Origin of the sequence: Glaciecola nitratireducens FR1064 (assembly GCF_000226565.1) — a bacterium.
GTDB lineage: Bacteria > Pseudomonadota > Gammaproteobacteria > Enterobacterales > Alteromonadaceae > Glaciecola > Glaciecola nitratireducens.
The window spans coordinates 2,551,921-2,569,774 of the sequence record NC_016041.1; the positions used below are offsets into that span (position 1 = coordinate 2,551,921).

At 43.2% G+C, this 17,854-nt stretch carries 17 protein-coding genes; 7 read left to right on the forward strand and 10 right to left on the reverse strand.

The window, feature by feature from the left end; all coding sequences use genetic code 11:
- Window positions 1–15: 15 nt before the first annotated feature.
- The gene (locus GNIT_RS10990) at window positions 16–1,062 is read right to left on the reverse strand and encodes a Glu/Leu/Phe/Val family dehydrogenase (protein ID WP_041246402.1); all 1,047 of its coding nucleotides are present in this window, start codon (window positions 1,060–1,062) and stop codon (window positions 16–18) included.
- A gap of 250 nt (window positions 1,063–1,312) precedes the next feature.
- On the opposite strand from GNIT_RS10990, the gene GNIT_RS10995 reads away from it, so the two are divergent.
- The gene (locus GNIT_RS10995; RefSeq protein WP_014109282.1) at window positions 1,313–1,780 is read left to right on the forward strand and encodes an Lrp/AsnC family transcriptional regulator; all 468 of its coding nucleotides are present in this window, start codon (window positions 1,313–1,315) and stop codon (window positions 1,778–1,780) included.
- Window positions 1,781–1,797: 17 nt separating this feature from the next.
- On the opposite strand, the gene maiA is transcribed toward GNIT_RS10995, so the two are convergent.
- The 7 genes from maiA to pspA all read right to left on the reverse strand — a co-directional run bounded on the left by maiA (window position 1,798) and on the right by pspA (window position 8,030).
- Window positions 1,798–2,451: a maleylacetoacetate isomerase gene (maiA, locus tag GNIT_RS11000; RefSeq protein ID WP_014109283.1), complete on the reverse strand. Its 654-nt coding sequence runs from the start codon at window positions 2,449–2,451 to the stop codon at window positions 1,798–1,800.
- 38 nt (window positions 2,452–2,489) lie between these two features.
- Window positions 2,490–3,503 (reverse strand): fumarylacetoacetate hydrolase family protein, encoded by a 1,014-nt coding sequence (locus GNIT_RS11005; protein ID WP_014109284.1) that lies wholly within the window; start codon window positions 3,501–3,503, stop codon window positions 2,490–2,492.
- Window positions 3,504–3,720: 217 nt separating this feature from the next.
- A complete protein-coding gene (gene tyrR / locus GNIT_RS11010) occupies window positions 3,721–5,274 on the reverse strand; it encodes a transcriptional regulator TyrR (protein ID WP_014109285.1) in 1,554 nt (517 codons plus the stop codon).
- A gap of 158 nt (window positions 5,275–5,432) precedes the next feature.
- The gene (gene phhA, locus GNIT_RS11015) at window positions 5,433–6,245 is read right to left on the reverse strand and encodes a phenylalanine 4-monooxygenase (RefSeq protein WP_014109286.1); all 813 of its coding nucleotides are present in this window, start codon (window positions 6,243–6,245) and stop codon (window positions 5,433–5,435) included.
- Window positions 6,246–6,475: 230 nt separating this feature from the next.
- A complete protein-coding gene (pspC, locus tag GNIT_RS11020; RefSeq protein ID WP_014109287.1) occupies window positions 6,476–6,967 on the reverse strand; it encodes an envelope stress response membrane protein PspC in 492 nt (163 codons plus the stop codon).
- Window positions 6,964–7,203: an envelope stress response membrane protein PspB gene (gene pspB / locus GNIT_RS11025; protein ID WP_014109288.1), complete on the reverse strand. Its 240-nt coding sequence runs from the start codon at window positions 7,201–7,203 to the stop codon at window positions 6,964–6,966. The genes pspC and pspB overlap by 4 nt, the downstream gene beginning before the upstream one ends.
- A 134-nt stretch (window positions 7,204–7,337) precedes the next feature.
- Window positions 7,338–8,030: a phage shock protein PspA gene (pspA, locus tag GNIT_RS11030; RefSeq protein WP_014109289.1), complete on the reverse strand. Its 693-nt coding sequence runs from the start codon at window positions 8,028–8,030 to the stop codon at window positions 7,338–7,340.
- 204 nt (window positions 8,031–8,234) lie between these two features.
- Here pspA and pspF point away from each other — a divergent pair, with 204 nt between their 5' ends.
- Genes pspF through GNIT_RS11060 form a run of 6 tightly spaced genes read left to right on the forward strand, consistent with a single transcriptional unit; the run spans window position 8,235 to window position 14,699 of the window.
- A complete protein-coding gene (gene pspF, locus GNIT_RS11035) occupies window positions 8,235–9,353 on the forward strand; it encodes a phage shock protein operon transcriptional activator (RefSeq protein WP_014109290.1) in 1,119 nt (372 codons plus the stop codon).
- On the forward strand, window positions 9,353–10,984 hold the full coding sequence (locus GNIT_RS11040; RefSeq protein WP_014109291.1) for an ABC transporter substrate-binding protein: 1,632 nt from the start codon (window positions 9,353–9,355) through the stop codon (window positions 10,982–10,984). The genes pspF and GNIT_RS11040 overlap by 1 nt, the downstream gene beginning before the upstream one ends.
- Entirely contained in the window at window positions 10,981–12,012 is a 1,032-nt protein-coding gene (locus tag GNIT_RS11045) for an ABC transporter permease (RefSeq protein ID WP_014109292.1), read from the forward strand. The genes GNIT_RS11040 and GNIT_RS11045 overlap by 4 nt, the downstream gene beginning before the upstream one ends.
- Complete coding sequence (locus GNIT_RS11050) at window positions 11,999–12,892, forward strand: ABC transporter permease subunit (protein WP_014109293.1); 894 nt, start codon at window positions 11,999–12,001, stop codon at window positions 12,890–12,892. The genes GNIT_RS11045 and GNIT_RS11050 overlap by 14 nt, the downstream gene beginning before the upstream one ends.
- On the forward strand, window positions 12,892–13,908 hold the full coding sequence (locus GNIT_RS11055; protein WP_014109294.1) for an oligopeptide/dipeptide ABC transporter ATP-binding protein: 1,017 nt from the start codon (window positions 12,892–12,894) through the stop codon (window positions 13,906–13,908). Before GNIT_RS11050 ends, GNIT_RS11055 begins: the two co-directional genes overlap by 1 nt.
- Complete coding sequence (locus tag GNIT_RS11060) at window positions 13,905–14,699, forward strand: ATP-binding cassette domain-containing protein (RefSeq protein ID WP_014109295.1); 795 nt, start codon at window positions 13,905–13,907, stop codon at window positions 14,697–14,699. Before GNIT_RS11055 ends, GNIT_RS11060 begins: the two co-directional genes overlap by 4 nt.
- Before the next feature lie 234 nt (window positions 14,700–14,933).
- Here the strand turns inward: GNIT_RS11060 and GNIT_RS11065 are convergent, their stop codons facing one another.
- On the reverse strand, window positions 14,934–16,064 hold the full coding sequence (locus GNIT_RS11065; protein WP_014109296.1) for a sodium ion-translocating decarboxylase subunit beta: 1,131 nt from the start codon (window positions 16,062–16,064) through the stop codon (window positions 14,934–14,936).
- A gap of 4 nt (window positions 16,065–16,068) precedes the next feature.
- Window positions 16,069–17,850 carry a sodium-extruding oxaloacetate decarboxylase subunit alpha gene (oadA, locus tag GNIT_RS11070; protein ID WP_014109297.1) on the reverse strand — a complete coding sequence of 594 codons (1,782 nt, stop codon included), beginning with the start codon at window positions 17,848–17,850 and terminating at the stop codon, window positions 16,069–16,071.
- Window positions 17,851–17,854: the final 4 nt, after the last annotated feature.

Consider the following 17,854-nt stretch of genomic DNA (forward strand, 5'->3'; position numbering starts at 1 on the left):
CCGCTTCAAACTAATTTATGTAAATTTTAATTCCGCTAGTGTATTCGCAACGTTAGCTGTTGCTAGTCCACTCTCGTCCGCTTCAACGAAAATCGTGCGCAAGGTTTCACCGATCTGGTTTAGATGATCGCGTACCTTTTCGGCACTGCTGTCAGAATTTTGATGGTAAATATCAATGATACCCCCCGCATTGATAACGTAATCTGGCGCATACAAGATACCTTGTTTTGCTAATTTTTCGCCAATTTCATTTGATGCAAGCTGGTTATTAGCAGCGCCCGCTATGACTCGCGCTTTTATTTGATCAATATTCTGATAATTAATTGCATTACCCAAGGCACATGGCGAAAACACATCCACATCTAGGCCATCAATATCAGCGACATTCACCTCTGTGGCGCCAAACTCAGCTACAGCTTTATTGACGCCATCAGGGAATATGTCTGCAACGTACAGCTTTGCGCCTTCTTTGTATAAATGTTCAGCCAATCTAATGCCAACATGACCCACCCCTTTTATCGCAACTTTTTTACCCCGTAAGTCAGACTGAAAAGCATGTTTAACTGCGGCTTTAATACCTACAAACACGCCATAAGCTGTCGCTGGAGCAGGATTACCATCTGCAATACTCCCATCAAAACTGTATTTAGAGGATATACCGCTCACATATTTTGTATTTTCAGACATCAACACTATGTCCGACACAGCAATGCCGGAGTCTTCGGCGGTGATGTACTTACCTTTTAAAGTGTCAACAAAGCGGCCCATTTCACGCATCATCTCCGGCGTTTTATCTCTTCGAGGATCACCAAAAATTACGGCTTTACCGCCGCCTTGAGCCAAACCAGCCATCGCCGCTTTGTAAGTCATTCCCCTCGACAAACGCAGTACGTCAGTTAATGCTTCTTCTGAGTTAGCGTAATTGTACATTCTGCATCCTCCCAATCCGGGACCTAGATTAGTATTATGCACGGCTATAATGGCCTTTAAACCTGTTGCTTTGTCATGGTAGAACGAAACTTGTTCGTGGTCGGCAAACTCTCGGTGGTCGAAAACTGACATAAGTACCTTATTGTTGAAATTGTTATTATTAATTGCTGCTATTTTCAATCTGAATTTTACTGACAATGCATTATTTTAATCGCATTTACGGTGGCACGATTGTAGCCGATGAATTAGAGGACGTATCTTGCGATTTACAGGAAAGTAGAAAAAAGTTGTTAACTAAATGTATTTATTATTTTCTTTTTCTAGGATATCTATCCTATAATGGGCGAGACTTAAGTGATACATCTCACACAACGGAATAAAAATGAAGTTAGACAAGTTTGATCGTGAAATTCTAAGAGTAATGCAAAGAGACGCGACAGTTTCCATGGCTGAGCTTAGTCAGTATGTTGGTTTGTCGCACACACCTTGTTGGCGCAGAGTAAAAAGAATGGAGGCCGACGGCGTTATTCGTCAAAAGGTTACACTATTAGATAGTAAAAAACTCAACCTCGGTGTTTCAGTTTTTATTTACGTGACGCTCAAAAACCACGATGGTGATTCGCTGGTTGATTTTGAAAAAGCCGTGCAAGAAATTGTAGAAATAGTCGAATGCCACACCACTAGTGGAGAAAAAGACTATTTGCTGAAAGTCATTGTTGAAAGTATTGAAGAATACGAGCAGCTACTCAAGAACAAGCTAACTCACTTGCCTCTAGTCGATCACTTAAGCTCTACTTTTGCGCTCAAGCAGGTTAAGAATACGACAGAGCTACCTATTAAAAATATATAGACTCTGTCGTAATAAAGTTAGCCAGCGTCAGTTTGAGCTTCAGGCTTTGCTTTTTGAAAAGCCTCTAACTCATTGCAGTTGTCATAAATTTTCTGAATAAGCGGAAAGCGCTGCATATCAACTTTAAACCGCAGCGCATTATACACCTGCGAAACAAGACAAACATCCGCTAAAGTTACGTCATAACCATAGCAGTATTTACCTGAACGCGTTGCTAGCCTCTTCTCTAAAGCGGTGAATCCCTGTGTTATCCACTTGCTACACCAAGCTTGGGTTTGCTCGCTGCTTGCTGAAAAGTCAGACTTGAGACCTTCCAAAATACGCAAATTGGTAACCGGTTGAATATCACAGGCAATGTCCTGAGCTAATGCTCGTACTCTTGCCTTATCTAAGGTATGAGACGGCAACAATGCAGGCGTATTCGGATATTTATCATCCAAATATTCCATAATTGCTAATGATTGATTGAGAACAATATCTTCATCTTCATCAACGAAAGTAGGCACTAGCATAGATGGGTTCATACTGCTGTAAGCTGCACTTCTCTGTTCACCGCCATCTTTGACTAAATGCACAGGCACATAATCAAAATCAATCTGTTTCAGATGCATCGCTATTCTAACGCGATAAGAGGCTGACGATCGCCAATAACCATATAATTTAAGACTCATTATTCATCCTTTTCCGCTTCTATGTTACGGCGTATTTATTATACCGCAGACTTTTTGATGACTTGGTCGATAGCACCAAAAATACTCTGACCCTCACGGTCAAACATTTCAATACGAATAGAGTCCTCAAAGGCCATAAACGGAGTAGACGGCTTGCCATCACGGATTGTTTCTATCATTCGAACTTCGGCAATACATGAATAGCCGACGCCCCCTTCAGCAATAGAAGAACCGTGATCGGTACCCTGTTTATTTGAGACCGTACCGGACCCAATAATCGCACCAGCGCCTAAATTGCGAGACTTAGCTGCATGCGCAACCAGCTGAGCAAAATCAAATGTCATATCCTCACCCGCTTCAGGTTTACCAAATAATGCACCGTTATAATGCGAAACCAGTGGAAGATGGACTTTGTTTCCAGACCAAGCAGTAGTGAGCTCATCAGGCGTTACCGCAACAGGCGAAAATACTGATGAAGGTTTTGATTGAAAGAACCCAAAGCCCTTAGCTAGTTCACCTGGAATTAATCCACGTAATGAAACATCGTTAACTAGCATAAGTAATTTAATATGCTGCCCGGCACTTTCAGGAGCAACACCCATTGGCACGTCGTCAGTAATGACTGCTACTTCACCCTCAAAATCTATTCCCCACTCGTCTGAGGGAAGCTTTACATCGTCACGCGGCCCGATGAAGTCATCAGAACCACCTTGATACATTAAGGGATCTGTCCAGAACGACGCTGGAATTTCGGCACCACGTGCTTTTCGAACAAGCTCAACGTGATTGACGTAGGCACTGCCATCGGCCCACTGATAAGCTCGTGGTAATGGACTTTCACAAAGGGCTTCATCAAAATTTTCAGCGTTCGCGCTATCGTTATTAAGTGAATCGTAACGCGCTTTCAATACAGGCTCAATTTCCCGCCAATTATCCAACGCCTGCTGCATTGTTGCAGCCACATCAGCAACTTCAATTGCTTTTGTTAAGTCGCGGTTCACGAGCATCAACTTGCCATCACGCGTATTGTTTTTATAAGTCGCTAATTTCATTCATTCAACCTTAAGTTTATTTCATCATTTATTGAAAAGCATGATACGAAGATACGCTAAAAGCACTGCGTGTCCGAGCTTCGTTTTCACATTGCTTACTGGTTTGGCGTATTATAACGCTGAAAGGAAAATGAGACACCTCGAAGATTGGGATTGCCTGTCAAAATGAGGACAAAAAAAAGCCCCGTAATAAGGGGCTAGAGAGCATATAACGTAACTAATACTTTACAGTTGCTTTACTGATGCCATATTCACGAAGTTTATTCGCAATCGCTGTATGACTCAAACCAAGTTTGCGCGCTAACTGTCGGGTGCTTGGATAAGATGGATAAAGGCGTTTAAGCAAATCCTTCTCAAATTTCTTCACTTCATGTTCTAAGGTACCTTCAAAATTTTCGTCGATATAATTTACTGTCGTACTGCAGCTTGGAAGTTGAATTGCCTCTTTAGTAATTTCATTCCCGTCCATCAACGCTATCGCTCTATACAGTGCATTTTTAAGTTGACGCACATTGCCCGGCCAAGGATAAGCTTGCAGGTAATCAACACAGGACTTACTGAGTTTCGGTGAACGAATGCCCAATTTGTTACTGTGTTGGCGAACAATATTTTCCGCTAAAGGAATTACGTCGGCCTTGCGCTCACGTAAAGGGGGCAGCACCAGTGCAAGCACGTTCAAGCGATAATATAAATCTTCTCTAAAGGTACCAATTTCAACTGATTCAGAAAGATCTTTGCAGGTCGTACAAATGATTCTAAGGTCTACTTTTACAGTTTCAGTTTGGCCAGCTTTTCGGTAATGACCGTCTTCAATAACCCGCAACAACTTAGACTGCAGCTGCTGTGACATTTCAGAAATTTCATCTAATACCAGTGTGCCACCCGATGACAATTCAATTAGGCCGGGCTTACTGTCCGAACCGTTAAATTGCCCATGTTCAATACCAAACAATTCTGTTTCTGCTACGTCATCAGGTAAAGAGGCACAATTCAGGATCTGATATGCACCTTCGGCTCTGGGGCTGCTGTCGTGGCACGCTCTCGCGATACTTTGCTTACCAGTACCCGATTCACCGTATATCAACATGTGCCCGTCTAATTCCGACATACGTTTAGCGTCACGTACGACTTTTTTCATTGCTGCACTTGTCGCTTGAAAGCTGTCAAAACAGTTAGATGTTGTTTTGTTAAAAACGTTGAGCTGTTGGCCAAGTCGAGATTCAGACTTGAGGATCACAACAGCGCCAGCCAAAACCGTTTTATCATTGTCAGGCACATCTACCGGCAGAATATCCGCTATATAGTCCTGCTCAATAAATTTGACGCGATGAGTTTGGGCGTAAATTTCTTTACCTTCTAACCATTTAGTAATGTTAAAGCCGGAGAGAACTTCATCAATATTCAACTGCAATATCTGCTCTGCTTGCAATTCTAAGCCACTCGCGACAGATTCATTGAACAGAATTATTTTTCCTGATGTATCGGTAGAGAAACAAGGATCTGGAAGCGTTTGAAGTAACGCTCGCAGCTGATTCCGCTCTCGCTGAATTGGCATAAAAGGTGTGGTTTTAACGTCCGTTATACCTTCTATTCTTCTGATCTTCGGCATTAGGTGCTGAAAATTTTCGAACTCGATCGTCGGAAAGTCGAGAAATATTTTTCCCGTCTCGTCTATTTCAATTCCGCGCAGGTCGATGTCATATTCCGTGAGAATATCCAGAACATCTTGCGTAATTCCAAGTCTATCTTGACAGTTTATTTCCAATCGCATGAGTTTGTCGTATCCGAAAAGTCACCACAAGGTGATTAAAGTCATATGGTTAATAGAATATACGTCTTTCTCTCGACCTAGATCATTATCGAGACTGCACGCTGGGCAGTTCTGTTACATAAAATAACAGACAGGTCTAGCGTGCAATTAATTTCAGATTAGCTGGCTAGCTTATTCTTTGGTGGGAATTTAGGTTCGTATAAACCCAGTTTTTTGGCTTCTTCTACCAGCGCCATAATATCCATTTGAGCGATATCGAACAAATTGTCAAAGTCTTCAAGCACATAATAAAGCGGCTGCATAATATCGATTCGATATGGCGTTCTCAACACGTCTATAGGTTTGAGATCGTAGCGCTCTGGAGTTTCACTGTCCAATGCATAGTGAGTTTCACCAGGAGACGATAATATTCCACCGCCATAAATACGCAACCCTTCGCTGGTTTTGAGCAGGCCAAACTCGACAGTAAACCAGTATAATCTGGCCAGATAGCCTCTGTCCTCTTTACTTGCAGCCAAGCCTAACTTCCCGTAGGTATGCGTAAAGTGGGCAAACGCTGGGTTGGTTAGTAGTGGACAGTGACCAAATATTTCGTGAAAAACATCAGGCTCTTGCAGGTAATCAAACTCTTCTTTGCTTCGAATAAAGGTTGCAACGGGAAACTGTTTATTAGCTAATAAGGTAAAAAAGTCGGTAAAATTGATGAGCGCAGGTACTTCGGCAGTTTTCCACCCAGTTTCACGCATGAGCACTTCGTCAATATCTTTTAGCTGCGGAATGCGGTCTTGCGTTAGTTTAAGAAGCTCAAGTCCCTGCATATATTGTTCGCAGGCTCTGCCGGGTAACAAAGCAGCCTGTCGTTCATATAGCTCTTGCCAAATCTGGTTTTCTTCAGGCGACCAGTGAATGATACCATTTTCGTCAGATTGACGAGAAACATACTGCGTTTTCTTTGGCGGTGCACTTAACATAACAATTCATCATTTAGTTAATTTCAATGCGCTGATGTTAACTAATTTTTGACAAATAATAATGATCTCAGCTTTTACTTCGATATGATAAAAACATCATTTTGTAATTATAAGTTTACGAAAGTAGCTTTCAATCCCTTTAAAAACAAAAAATGCCACACAATGTGTGGCAAAAAAGAGGGGGGTGAACAATCTAGTGTTTTTACTTTAGTTATTCTTAGATTAGAGAGTTAAAGTCGACTAATCTCACGATTCAATTCGAACTCTTTTGAAGTAACGTAACCTTCTAATCTACGCAGTTTAAGTTCTGCAACTCTAAATCTTTCTTGAATATCAAAAAATGCTTCTCTAGGCGGCTCTCCTGCTTGCCAAACACGCGATTTTACTTCTATTTTGCGCTCCTCGTTTGTATCAGCAGAACTTTCCGCGTGATTTGATTTACGCCAAACTTTGTTGGCAAATCCGGCCTTAACTGCGTTAACGTCATCGCCAAATCTATCTGCACCTGAAGCATAATGTTCACCTGCTGGCTTTTTATCCAAAATAAACCAAGCTGCAACGTACGTAACTAAAATGAATGGGCCGGCTAGCAAGAAAAAAGCGGTAACGGTCAATATTCTGACAAACCAAGTTTCTAAATTGAAATAGTCGGCAACACCGGCGCAAACACCTGCGATCTTGCCATTTTTTGGGTCGCGATATAATGAGGTTCCAGTTTTCATGCTCTTTCCCTCCATTTCGGTGCTTCTTCATCCAAAATACTTTCTAAGGTTTGAATGCGATCTGACATTACTTCAGCGGTTTCGGCTAATTTCTTTAAAGTTGCAAATTCTTCCTCTGACAGCCCCTGACTAACTTGTTTTTTACTGCGGTAATGCAGAATTAGCCAGATAGGTGCGACAAATAATGTGAATAAAATTAACGGAACGCCTGTAAATATAACTAATAACTCGTCCACGATAGTTCTCCTGGTGACGGCTTTGCTGGTGAGAACGTTGCGGCACTCCGTGTACCGCGACTCTGCTTTTTGATTAACTTCTATTATTGACCAAAACAGCGCTCTCTACTAATAATACTAAGGTTATACCAGAATTAAGCTTTCTTTGCCTTGGCTGCTGGTTTCTCAGTATCGGCCTGCATTCTTTTCTTCAATGCTGCCAACTCATTATCAATTTTACCACCCGCTTCTAATTCAGCGAATTCATCTTTAAGCGTTTTCTTACCAACATCATAAGCTTCCACTTGAGATTCTAGGTCGTCAATTTTACGCTCGAACTGTTCGAACCTGCCCATTGCGTTATCAACAGTGTTGCTATCAAGACGTCTCTTTACTTCAAGTCTTGAACTAACTGTTTTCTGGCGCATCAAAATCGTTTTTTGACGAGTTTTAGCATCAGCTAGCTTCTCTTGTAATTGCCCTGTTTCGCTTTGTAGTTTGGCCAACTCGCTCTCAATCAAACTAAGCTCATGCTTTAATGAGTTAGCAGTTTCTAAAGTCTTTTGTTTTTCGTGCAACGCTGCTCTTGCTAGGTCTTCACGATCTTTGCTTAAAGCAAGTTCCGCTTTATCCTGCCATTCGGCAACTTCGTTACTTAAGCGATTTACTTGATTGCTTACATCTTTCTTGTTAGCAATGGTCTTCGCTGAAGCTGAACGCACTTCGACCAAGGTGTCTTCCATTTCCTGAATAATTAAGCGAACCATTTTTTCAGGGTCTTCAGCCTTGTCTAGCAACGCATTAATGTTTGAGTTTATAATATCTGTGAAACGTGAAAAGATACCCATAATCATTTACCTCTGTGTGTTTAAACTAAAAAAATTTCCTATTGAACTTGGTATACACTATTCAATATGCTTGCCAACTTATCAAAAACCTATAAGCCAATGATTTATATGAATAATAAAATTTTTTAAAGAAATTGAGGTTTTTTATTATTTTTAAAGTAGACTACATTTTAGTGAAATTGACTAATTTTCAAGGGAATCACAATGAGTCGCTTTAAGCCGCAGGATAATTTACTCGGACAAGCCAATAGCTTTATGGAAGTATTGGAGCAAGTTTCTCAAATTGCGCCACTCAATAAGCCTGTCTTAGTAATAGGTGAGCGCGGAACAGGTAAAGAATTAATTGCAGCAAGACTCCATTTTCTCTCTCATCGTTGGGAACAAAACTACGTCAAACTAAATTGTGCAGCATTGAATGATAGTTTGCTTGAGAGTGAGCTCTTCGGTTATGAGGCAGGCGCCTTCACAGGCGCAGCAAAACGCCGAGAAGGTCGATTTGAATATGCCGACAATGGCACGATGTTTTTAGATGAGTTGGCTAATACTTCAGCGTTGGTGCAAGAGAAACTGCTGCGCGTTATAGAATATGGCGAATTTGAACGCGTCGGCGGCACGCGAACGGTGAAAGTTGACGTTCGCTTAGTTGCGGCAACAAATGAAGACTTACCCACGCTTGCAGAACAAGGCGAGTTTCGTGCCGATTTGCTTGATCGCCTCGCTTTTGACGTCATAACAATCCCACCACTGAGACATCGCCAAGAAGATATCATGATGCTCGCTGAACATTTTGCAATCAATATGGCGCGCGAGCTAGAGATGGAATTATTCAGTGGCTTTACGGCCAAAGCCAAAAAAACGCTAATGGAATATGAATGGCCTGGTAACGTTCGTGAATTAAAAAACGTTATCGAACGCGCAGTTTACCGAAACAACCCCAACCTACCTGTCCATGATATTGTGGTGAATCCATTCCTGTCAGAGTTTCGCCCGCAAACACGCACAAGAGCCCCAGCCTCTTCAGAAACAATAAATGCAGCAGCGCAACGTTCGGCTCCAATAGATAATAATAATTTGCTTGATGCTATTGGACAGAATGGCGATGAAGCAATAACAACGGGTTTAGCGTCGTCAAAAGAGCAAGTGTTTAACTTCCCTATTGATTTAAAAGAACAATCACAAGATTTTGAAATACACATGCTAAATAGTGCGTTGAAAGATGCACAATTTAATCAGAAAAAAACTGCAGAAAAGCTTTCATTGACGTATCATCAATTAAGAGGATATTTAAAGAAATACAACCTGTTAGATAAAACCGACGAATGATGAATCTGAATCAGCAGCCAACACTTATCATAAAGACGTTATTACTGAGTTTCAGTTTGATGTTGATGTTGGGCTGTTCGCAGAAAAAAACACAAATAACAAAAGCGGGCATTACCTTTTGCTCTGAAAGCAGTCCTGCCTCCTTTAATCCACAGTTAGATACCTCAAGCACGACTGCAGACGCATCTTCGCACCAGGTATACGACCGACTTCTTGAGTTCAACACCGAAAACGGTGAAATAGAACCCGGCTTAGCTAGCAGTTGGTTAGTGAGTAACGATGGTCTCAACTACACGTTCCAATTGCGCAAAGGCGTCAAATTTCACGATACAGCCTACTTCACGCCTACCCGTAATTTTAACGCCGACGACGTTATATTCAGCATCGACCGCTGGCGAGTAAACTCACAACCTTACCATGATGTATCGGGTGGAAATTATCCGTATTTTCAAAGCTTGGGTTTAAAGAGCACGATCAAAGACGTCACGAGAGTGAACGGATATAGAGTAGAAATTTCTTTATACAAACCCGACAGTTCATTTTTGGCAAATCTAGCGACTGACTTTTCAGTCATTTTATCCGCCGAATATGCTATGAATTTGCTTGCTGATGGCTCACCAAGCGAGCTTGATACTTTGCCGATCGGCACGGGTCCTTATAAATTCGTCGGTTATCGTAAAGATCAATTTATCCGCTATCAGCGTCACAGCGATTATTTCTTAGACACCACAGGGCCTGAAAACCTAGTTTTCGATATTACGCCTAAAAGCTCGTTACGTGTAGCAAAGCTGATCACCGGCGAATGCGATGCGGTCGCCTTCCCCTCGCAAAATGATCTTGAAGTCATCAGAGAACGAGAAGATTTAACATTATTGGAGAAACCAGGGCTGAATATTGGGTTTTGGGCATTTAATACCAGCAAGCCCCCATTCGACAACCCCAAAGTGCGCAGAGCCTTGGCTCTTGCCATCGACAAAACGTCCCTGCTTGAAACAGTCTATTTAGGTCAAGCAACCAGAGCAAAAAGTTTAGTTCCCTCGGCGTCGTGGGCACATCAATCCAATATGCAGGATATTGGCTATAATCCCGTCACGGCTAGAAAGCTATTAGATGAAGCAGGCATTCCGTATAACTTCACCATGAACATTTGGGCAATGCCCGTGCAGCGCGCATACAACCCGAACGCAATGAAAATGGCACAGCTAATGAGTACGTATTTAGCGGAAGTTGGCGTTACGGTTAACATTGTTAGCTATGACTGGACTCGGTTTAGAGAAAACCTGACGGCTGGTATGCACGATTCAGTGCTTATCGGTTGGGCAGCTGATAACGGCGATCCTGATAACTTTTATCGCCCCTTATTAACCTGCGCGGCAATACCCTCGGGCACAAATAGAGCGCGTTGGTGCAATGCAGAGTATGACGTGCTAATTGAAAACGCCTTAAAAACAGAAGATTCGAACGAACGCCGTATTTTTTACCATCGCGCTAACCAAATTATATTTAATGAAGTGCCATTGGTGCCTATCGCTCATGCATTCCAATATCAAGCAGTCAATAGTCAAATTGAAGGGATGACAATCAACCCCTTTGGTGGAATACGTTTTGATAATGTGGTGCGCAAAGAATGATTAGCTTATTGCTGCGTTATTTTAACCTAATGGTGTTGACCATTGCGGTATTGGTTATTATCTCGTTTTCTTTGGCCTATATGTTTCCGGGTGATACGCTAACAAACATATCGGGGATTGTGCCGCAATCAGATGAACAACGAGTTGCACTGGAGGCCGCATTCAAACTAGACCGCTCTATTTTCGTGCAATTTTGGTACTACCTACAAAACCTTCTCAACGGTGATTGGGGAGTAAGCTCCTCGTCACAGCTAAGCCTATTTGACGAAATCAGCATTGCCTTCCCCGCCACCATTGAGCTAATAAGCTACGCGTTATTTGTATCTATTTTCGTGGGTATTCCCTTAGGCTTTATCGGTGGTATTTGGCATCATAAACCCTTCGACTTCGGCGTTGTCACCTTCAGTGTGGTGAGTTATTCGTTTCCCGTATTTTGGTTAGCGGTAATTTTTATCACTATATTCTGTTTACAGCTCGGTTACCTGCCACTCTCCGGCCGCGTCAACTTTTTATATGACGTTCCGCATAGCAGCGGCTTCATTCTTTTGGATATAATCACATCCGATCTTCCAGACAAAAAAGACGCATTCATCGATGCACTTCGGCATCTGATACTGCCTACAGCATCTATAGCCCTAGTCACAACCGCTATCTTCATTCGTTTCACTCGTCGCTCAATTATGGATGAAATGAACAAAGGCTATGTTGATGCAGCAAAATCCCGTGGGTTTACCACTAAACAAATTTTCTTTAAACACGGCTTGCGCAATTCGCTGTTGCCCATTTTGCCGCTCATGGCCATGCAAATATCAACGCTGATAACGAATGCCATGGTCGTTGAAACTATTTTTTCTTGGCCTGGCATCGGCAACTGGCTAATTCAAGCTATCTATCAAAGAGATTACCCTGCTATACGCATCGGCATGTTAGTTGTGTCCGTATTTGTTGTGACGCTTACTATCTCCATTGAATTCATCAGTCGAGCTTTCGACCCAGCTAGGGATAAATATCAACGTGCCTCAATATAATCTCTACCAAGAAGAATTTCATCCCTCTCCAATCATGCATATTTGGCTGGAGTTTAAGCGCAGCCATTTCGCGCTGATCGGTTTCGCTATTCTGCTTTTATTTTGCGCTATTGCTATTTTAGCCCCCTTTCTTTCGCCCTATGACCCAAACGTACAGAATACTAACGCAATACTGCTGCCACCCGCTTGGGAAGGAAACGGCAGCATTTCTCATATATTCGGTACTGATGCCTTAGGCCGTGACGTGTTTTCTCGCACTCTTTATGGCAGCAGAGTGACTTTTGGTTCAAGCGTTTTCTTAGTCCTTATTGCCGCTACGATTGGCGTCGCGTTAGGCACCTTAGCTGGCATGAACAAAGGAATAAAGTCGAGCGTGCTCAATCATCTGCTAGATTCCTTAATGGCAGTGCCTACCTTGCTGATCGCAATTATTATCGTGGCAATTTTAGGCACTGGGTTATGGAACAGTATGTGGGCAATCGTCTTGGCGCTTATCCCACAATTTGTGCATCAAACGCGTACTTTTGTGCGTGAAGAAATGAAAAAAGACTACATTTTGTTAGACAAACTCGATGGCGCTAGCTCTCCTCGTATCTTTTGGGCTTCAATATTACCCGGCATGTTTGAACTATTGGCCGTGCAAAGCACACTCGCGTTGTCGGTAGCAATCATTGATATTTCGGCGCTGGGGTTCTTAAACCTTGGCGCACAAAGTCCTGTTGTGGAATTAGGGGCGAGCTTATCGTTAAGTCTTGAAGTTGCCTATTCCGCTCCGTGGTTGGTCGCGTTACCGGGCTTTTGTATTTTCCTAATGGTACTTTCTATCAACGTTGTCGGGGAAGGCCTTCGAACTGCATTGCGCAACAGGTTGATTCACTGATGCCGCTTCTTGAAGTTCGAAACCTAACGGTTGAAATAGACATGGGCTCTGAGTTTGTGAAAGCTTTAGATAAAGTGAGCTTGACCGTTGAAACCGGAGAAATTAGAGCGCTTGTGGGTGAGTCTGGCTCCGGTAAAAGCTTAATAGTACGCGCCATAATTGGCGCTGTGCCTGATCATTGGATTATCACCGCCGACCGCTTAACGTGGAAAGGGCAAAACCTATTGACGATGACCAACGAACAGCGGCGCATTATTATGCGACGAGAAATTGCCGTTGTATTTCAGGACCCCACATCATCACTCGATCCCTCAGCCACACTGCGAGCGCAGTTAGAAGAAAGTATTCCAGAAGAATTTCTCGATAAAGGGACGTTTTGGCAACGTAATAAACAACGCAGAGAAATTGCGATTGGCTTGATGCATAAAGTCGGTATTAAAAACCATGAGGCCTGCATGCAGCGATATCCGCATGAAATAGCAGCCGATATCGCACAGAAGTTTATGATTGCGATGGCACTAGTGTCAGAGCCTGAACTGCTTATTGCTGATGACCCTACCCGAAGCATGGAGAGCACCACAAAAAATCAAATTTTGCGCCTGTTAACTGGGTTGAATGAGACCAAAAAGCTCGCCATTTTATTTGTGAGTCACGACCTTCTGGCTATTTCAGGCATGGCGCACAGCATGACCGTGCTGTATTGTGGGCAAACGGTTGAATCTGGCAAAGTTAAGCACTTGCACCGCCGACCACTGCATCCGTATACAAAAGCATTGCTCGACAGCGCACCTAGCTTTCAAATTAATTTACCACCGAAGTCCCACTTAGTAGCACTCGAGGGCACTATCCCCACGTTAAAGCACTTGCCTATCGGCTGCCGATTAGGCCCACGTTGTCCGAATGCGCGAAGAGAATGCGTAAAAGTGCCAGAGCAACGAGTTGTGCATAATCATTCATATAGCTGTCACTTCCCTCTTCATTTGCCAATTGATGATCAAGCGGAGAACAACGAATGAACCCCGTATTGGAAGTCAAAAACTTAGTTTATACCCATCGTGTTAAGCGCTCTATTTTTAAACCTATCGACGAGTTTATATTGGGGCCCATCGACTTTGTGTTGAATGCTGGCGAAACGCTCGCAATAACAGGCCACAACGGTTCTGGAAAAACCCTACTAGCGAAATCATTAGTAGGTGCAATAACACCGCAGCAAGGCAACATACTGCTGGAAGGAAAAGAAGCAGAACAGAGCGATAAGAAAACCAGAAACCATGATATTCGACTGATATTGCAGCACAGTAAATACAGTTTGAATCCAGCGGTAACCGTAGGCGCTATTCTGAATCAAACCTTACTGTTAAACACTGAGCTGAATGAGCAAGATCGCAGAACTAAGATAGCGCAGACGCTCGTAAAAGTCGGGTTACTGCGTGAGCACTATTACTTTTACCGCCACATGTTGTCAGACGGCCAGCAACAACGCGTATCTCTCGCCAGAGCCATGATACTTGACCCCAAAGTGATTGTGGCAGATGAACCGTTTGCCGCTTTAGATCCCTCTGTACGCTCACAAACGGTTAACCTCATACTCGATATACAACAAGATCTAGGCATGGCCTTCGTGTTTATTTCACAGAACCTGGGCATTGTTCGTCATATTAGTGACAAGGTGATGATCATGGATAAAGGGAAAGTGATTGAAGCTGGGGCGACTCAGGAAGTGTTTAAAGAGCCGCAGCATGAGCTGACTAAAAAACTGATTGATTCGCACTTTAGTTTGGTGGATAAGCATTTTGAGCAGTTTTAACATTGGTATTATCGCTACTAGAAGGAACTTCAAAAGATTACATTAAATGTATTTTTCTGAGTCAATTCTTAGTGTTGTGACAATTGAAATCCCCAAAATAAAGATATTGAATATCTAGCTGTTAGCTTAACTGCATCAACACAATTTTAAGTGGCGGTAAAACAAGTTATGTATCCACATAGTCTTCAGTGCTAAATTTTTGTTCAGTATACAAAGTGGCGACATAAAGAATCACTACCCCACCAGCGCCAACAATATCCCCGCAGCAACCGCCGAGCCCAATACGCCGGCAACATTTGGCCCCATCGCATGCATAAGCAGAAAGTTATGCGGATTCGATTCAAGCCCAACTTTATTCACCACACGCGCTGCCATTGGCACAGCAGAAACTCCAGCAGCACCAATCAAGGGGTTGATATTGTCCTTACTAAACTTGTTCATTAACTTCGCCATTAACACACCCGTTGCTGTTCCGATTGAGAACGCCACAGCGCCTAATGCCAAAATACCCAAAGTTTCCGCCGTCAAAAATTTATCGGCACTGAGTTTTGAGCCAACGCCTAAACCAAGAAATATAGTCACTATATTGATCAGCTCGTTTTGAGCCGTATAACTTAGGCGGTCCACTACACCGCACTCTTTGAGCAGGTTACCAAAGCAAAACATGCCCACAAGCGGCGTCGCAGCAGGAAGAAATATTAAAGTGAGTACCAATACAGCGAGAGGAAATAAGATTTTTTCTTTCTTTGACACCACTCTTAACTGAGCCATCGGCAGTTTGCGCTCTTCCGGCGTCGTCAAAGCTTTCATAATAGGAGGTTGAATAATAGGGACTAAGGCCATGTATGAATATGCAGCTACGGCAATAGCACCTAATAACTCAGGAGCGAGCTTAGATGCCAAAAATATCGCGGTTGGTCCATCAGCACCGCCAATAATTGCGATAGCGGATGCATCCTGCATAGTAAACTCAAACCATGGTAAACCATTCAATAAAATTGCACCGAACAACGTAGCGAAAATGCCAAACTGCGCTGCAGCGCCGAGCAGTAACATCCGCGGGTTAGCAATTAATGCGCTGAAGTCTGTCATTGCGCCAACACCCATAAAAATGAGCAGTGGAAACACGCCAGTATCAACGCCGATGTAATAGATATAATGCAATAAGCCACCTGCTTCACTAAAGCCCGCCAAGGGGATATTAGTAAGTAGTGCGCCAAAGCCTATAGGTAGTAATAAAAGCGGCTCAAACTTGCGTACAATGGCCAGATATAGCAAGCCAAAACCTACAAGCATCATCACTATTTGACCAACTTCAAAATGCGGTATTGAAGTGCTATCCCAGAGAATTAATAACTTTTCCATGAGCCTACCCGATAACCATCATTGTTTGGCCTGCCTGCACAGCGTCGCCTTCTTTCGCGATAATCTGCTGTACAACACCTGAAACAGCACTGCGTACTTCTGTTTCCATTTTCATCGCTTCAAGAATTAGAATAACGTCGCCTTCTTCCACTTGTTCGCCTTGGCTGACCATTATTTTAAAGATGTTGCCCGATAGAGGTGAGTCAATATCGGTACCTTCCCCCACTGGCGCAACCGGCGCTTCTGACGATGAACTTTTTGACGCAGACGATATATGGCTTACTTCACCGTCCTCAGACACTTCAACATGATAAACCTGACCTTCAACTCGCACTTTGTAGGCAGCAGCGTCACCCGCTAAAGGCTCAGCACTGGTTGCGTCAATAACAGGTAATTCATCACTTGGCGCAGGTTCAAATGCATTGGGGTTGTCGCGATTTTCAATAAACTTTAAGCCAATCTGCGGAAACAATGCGTAGGTAAGCACGTCATCAATTTTATCTTTCGCAATACGTAATGATTTTTGCTCAGTTAATGCGTCAAGCTCTTCTTCCAGCTTTTCTAATTCGGGAGCAATAACGTCGGCAGGACGACATGTAATCGCCTCACCGCCATCAAGTACGCGCTCTTGTAATTCTTTATTCACAGGAGCCGCTGTTGCGCCATATTCGCCTTTAAGTACGCCAGCTGTTTCCTTGGTAATACTTTTATAGCGCTCACCTGTAAGGACGTTTAATACCGCCTGAGTGCCGACAATTTGAGATGTTGGCGTTACTAGCGGAATAAAACCAAGATCCTCACGTACTCTGGGTATCTCAAGCAATACTTCATCAAACTTATCCTCAGCACCCTGCTCTTTTAACTGACCTTCCATGTTGGTTAACATACCGCCTGGAACTTGTGCAATAAGGATCCGCGCATCAACGCCTTTCAAAGAACCTTCAAACTGCGCGTATTTTTTGCGTACATCACGGAAGTAAGCGGCAATCTCAGCAAGTTTTTGTATGTCTAAGCCAGTATCACGATCGGTACCCTCAACAATTGAGACCATGGTCTCTGTCGCTGTATGGCCATAAGTCATGCTCATAGAAGACACTGCGGTGTCTAGCATATCAATGCCAGCATCAACCGCCTTTTGATAAGTGGCCGTGCTTAAACCTGTGGTTGCGTGACACTGCATCGCAATCGGCACACTGACCGTTTCTTTTAAGCCCGAAATAAGCGCTTCACAATCGTATGGCTTCAATAGGCCAGCCATATCTTTAATACAAATAGAATGAACGCCCATGTCTTCCAAGCGTTTTGCCATATCCAACCAAAGCGGCAAATTATGCACAGGGCTAACCGTATAAGAAATTGTGCCTTGAGCGTGCGCACCAACCTTAATGGCTGACTTAACCGCCGTTTCAAGATTACGTACATCATTCATTGCATCGAAAATGCGGAATACGTCAACGCCATTAGCGTGCGCTCGTTCAACAAACTTTTCTACAACGTCATCTGCGTAGTGGCGGTAACCCAGCAAATTCTGACCGCGCAACAACATTTGCTGCTTAGTTTTCGGCATGGCAGCTTTCAATGCTCGAATGCGTTCCCAAGGATCTTCACCCAAATAACGAATGCATGAGTCAAAAGTAGCGCCGCCCCAAGACTCAATTGACCAGTAGCCAACATCATCCAGTTTAGCCGCTATAGGGAGCATATCTTCCAAGCGCATACGAGTGGCAAGTATCGACTGATGCGCGTCACGCAAGACCAGTTCAGTAAGCTTTAATGGATTAGACATAATG

Excerpts from the sequence above, each read along its gene's own strand:
- GNIT_RS11065 (WP_014109296.1), bottom strand. The coding sequence starts at position 16,064 with ATGGAAAAGTTATTAATTCTCTGGGATAGCACTTCAATACCGCATTTT.
- GNIT_RS10995 (WP_014109282.1), top strand. The coding sequence starts at position 1,313 with ATGAAGTTAGACAAGTTTGATCGTGAAATTCTAAGAGTAATGCAAAGA.
- GNIT_RS11045 (WP_014109292.1), top strand. The coding sequence starts at position 10,981 with ATGATTAGCTTATTGCTGCGTTATTTTAACCTAATGGTGTTGACCATT.
- maiA (WP_014109283.1), bottom strand. The coding sequence starts at position 2,451 with ATGAGTCTTAAATTATATGGTTATTGGCGATCGTCAGCCTCTTATCGC.
- GNIT_RS11040 (WP_014109291.1), top strand. The coding sequence starts at position 9,353 with ATGAATCTGAATCAGCAGCCAACACTTATCATAAAGACGTTATTACTG.
- tyrR (WP_014109285.1), bottom strand. The coding sequence starts at position 5,274 with ATGCGATTGGAAATAAACTGTCAAGATAGACTTGGAATTACGCAAGAT.
- pspC (WP_014109287.1), bottom strand. The coding sequence starts at position 6,967 with ATGAAAACTGGAACCTCATTATATCGCGACCCAAAAAATGGCAAGATC.
- oadA (WP_014109297.1), bottom strand. The coding sequence starts at position 17,850 with ATGTCTAATCCATTAAAGCTTACTGAACTGGTCTTGCGTGACGCGCAT.
- pspA (WP_014109289.1), bottom strand. The coding sequence starts at position 8,030 with ATGGGTATCTTTTCACGTTTCACAGATATTATAAACTCAAACATTAAT.
- GNIT_RS11055 (WP_014109294.1), top strand. The coding sequence starts at position 12,892 with ATGCCGCTTCTTGAAGTTCGAAACCTAACGGTTGAAATAGACATGGGC.
- pspF (WP_014109290.1), top strand. The coding sequence starts at position 8,235 with ATGAGTCGCTTTAAGCCGCAGGATAATTTACTCGGACAAGCCAATAGC.
- GNIT_RS11005 (WP_014109284.1), bottom strand. The coding sequence starts at position 3,503 with ATGAAATTAGCGACTTATAAAAACAATACGCGTGATGGCAAGTTGATG.
- GNIT_RS10990 (WP_041246402.1), bottom strand. The coding sequence starts at position 1,062 with ATGTCAGTTTTCGACCACCGAGAGTTTGCCGACCACGAACAAGTTTCG.
- phhA (WP_014109286.1), bottom strand. The coding sequence starts at position 6,245 with ATGTTAAGTGCACCGCCAAAGAAAACGCAGTATGTTTCTCGTCAATCT.
- GNIT_RS11060 (WP_014109295.1), top strand. The coding sequence starts at position 13,905 with ATGAACCCCGTATTGGAAGTCAAAAACTTAGTTTATACCCATCGTGTT.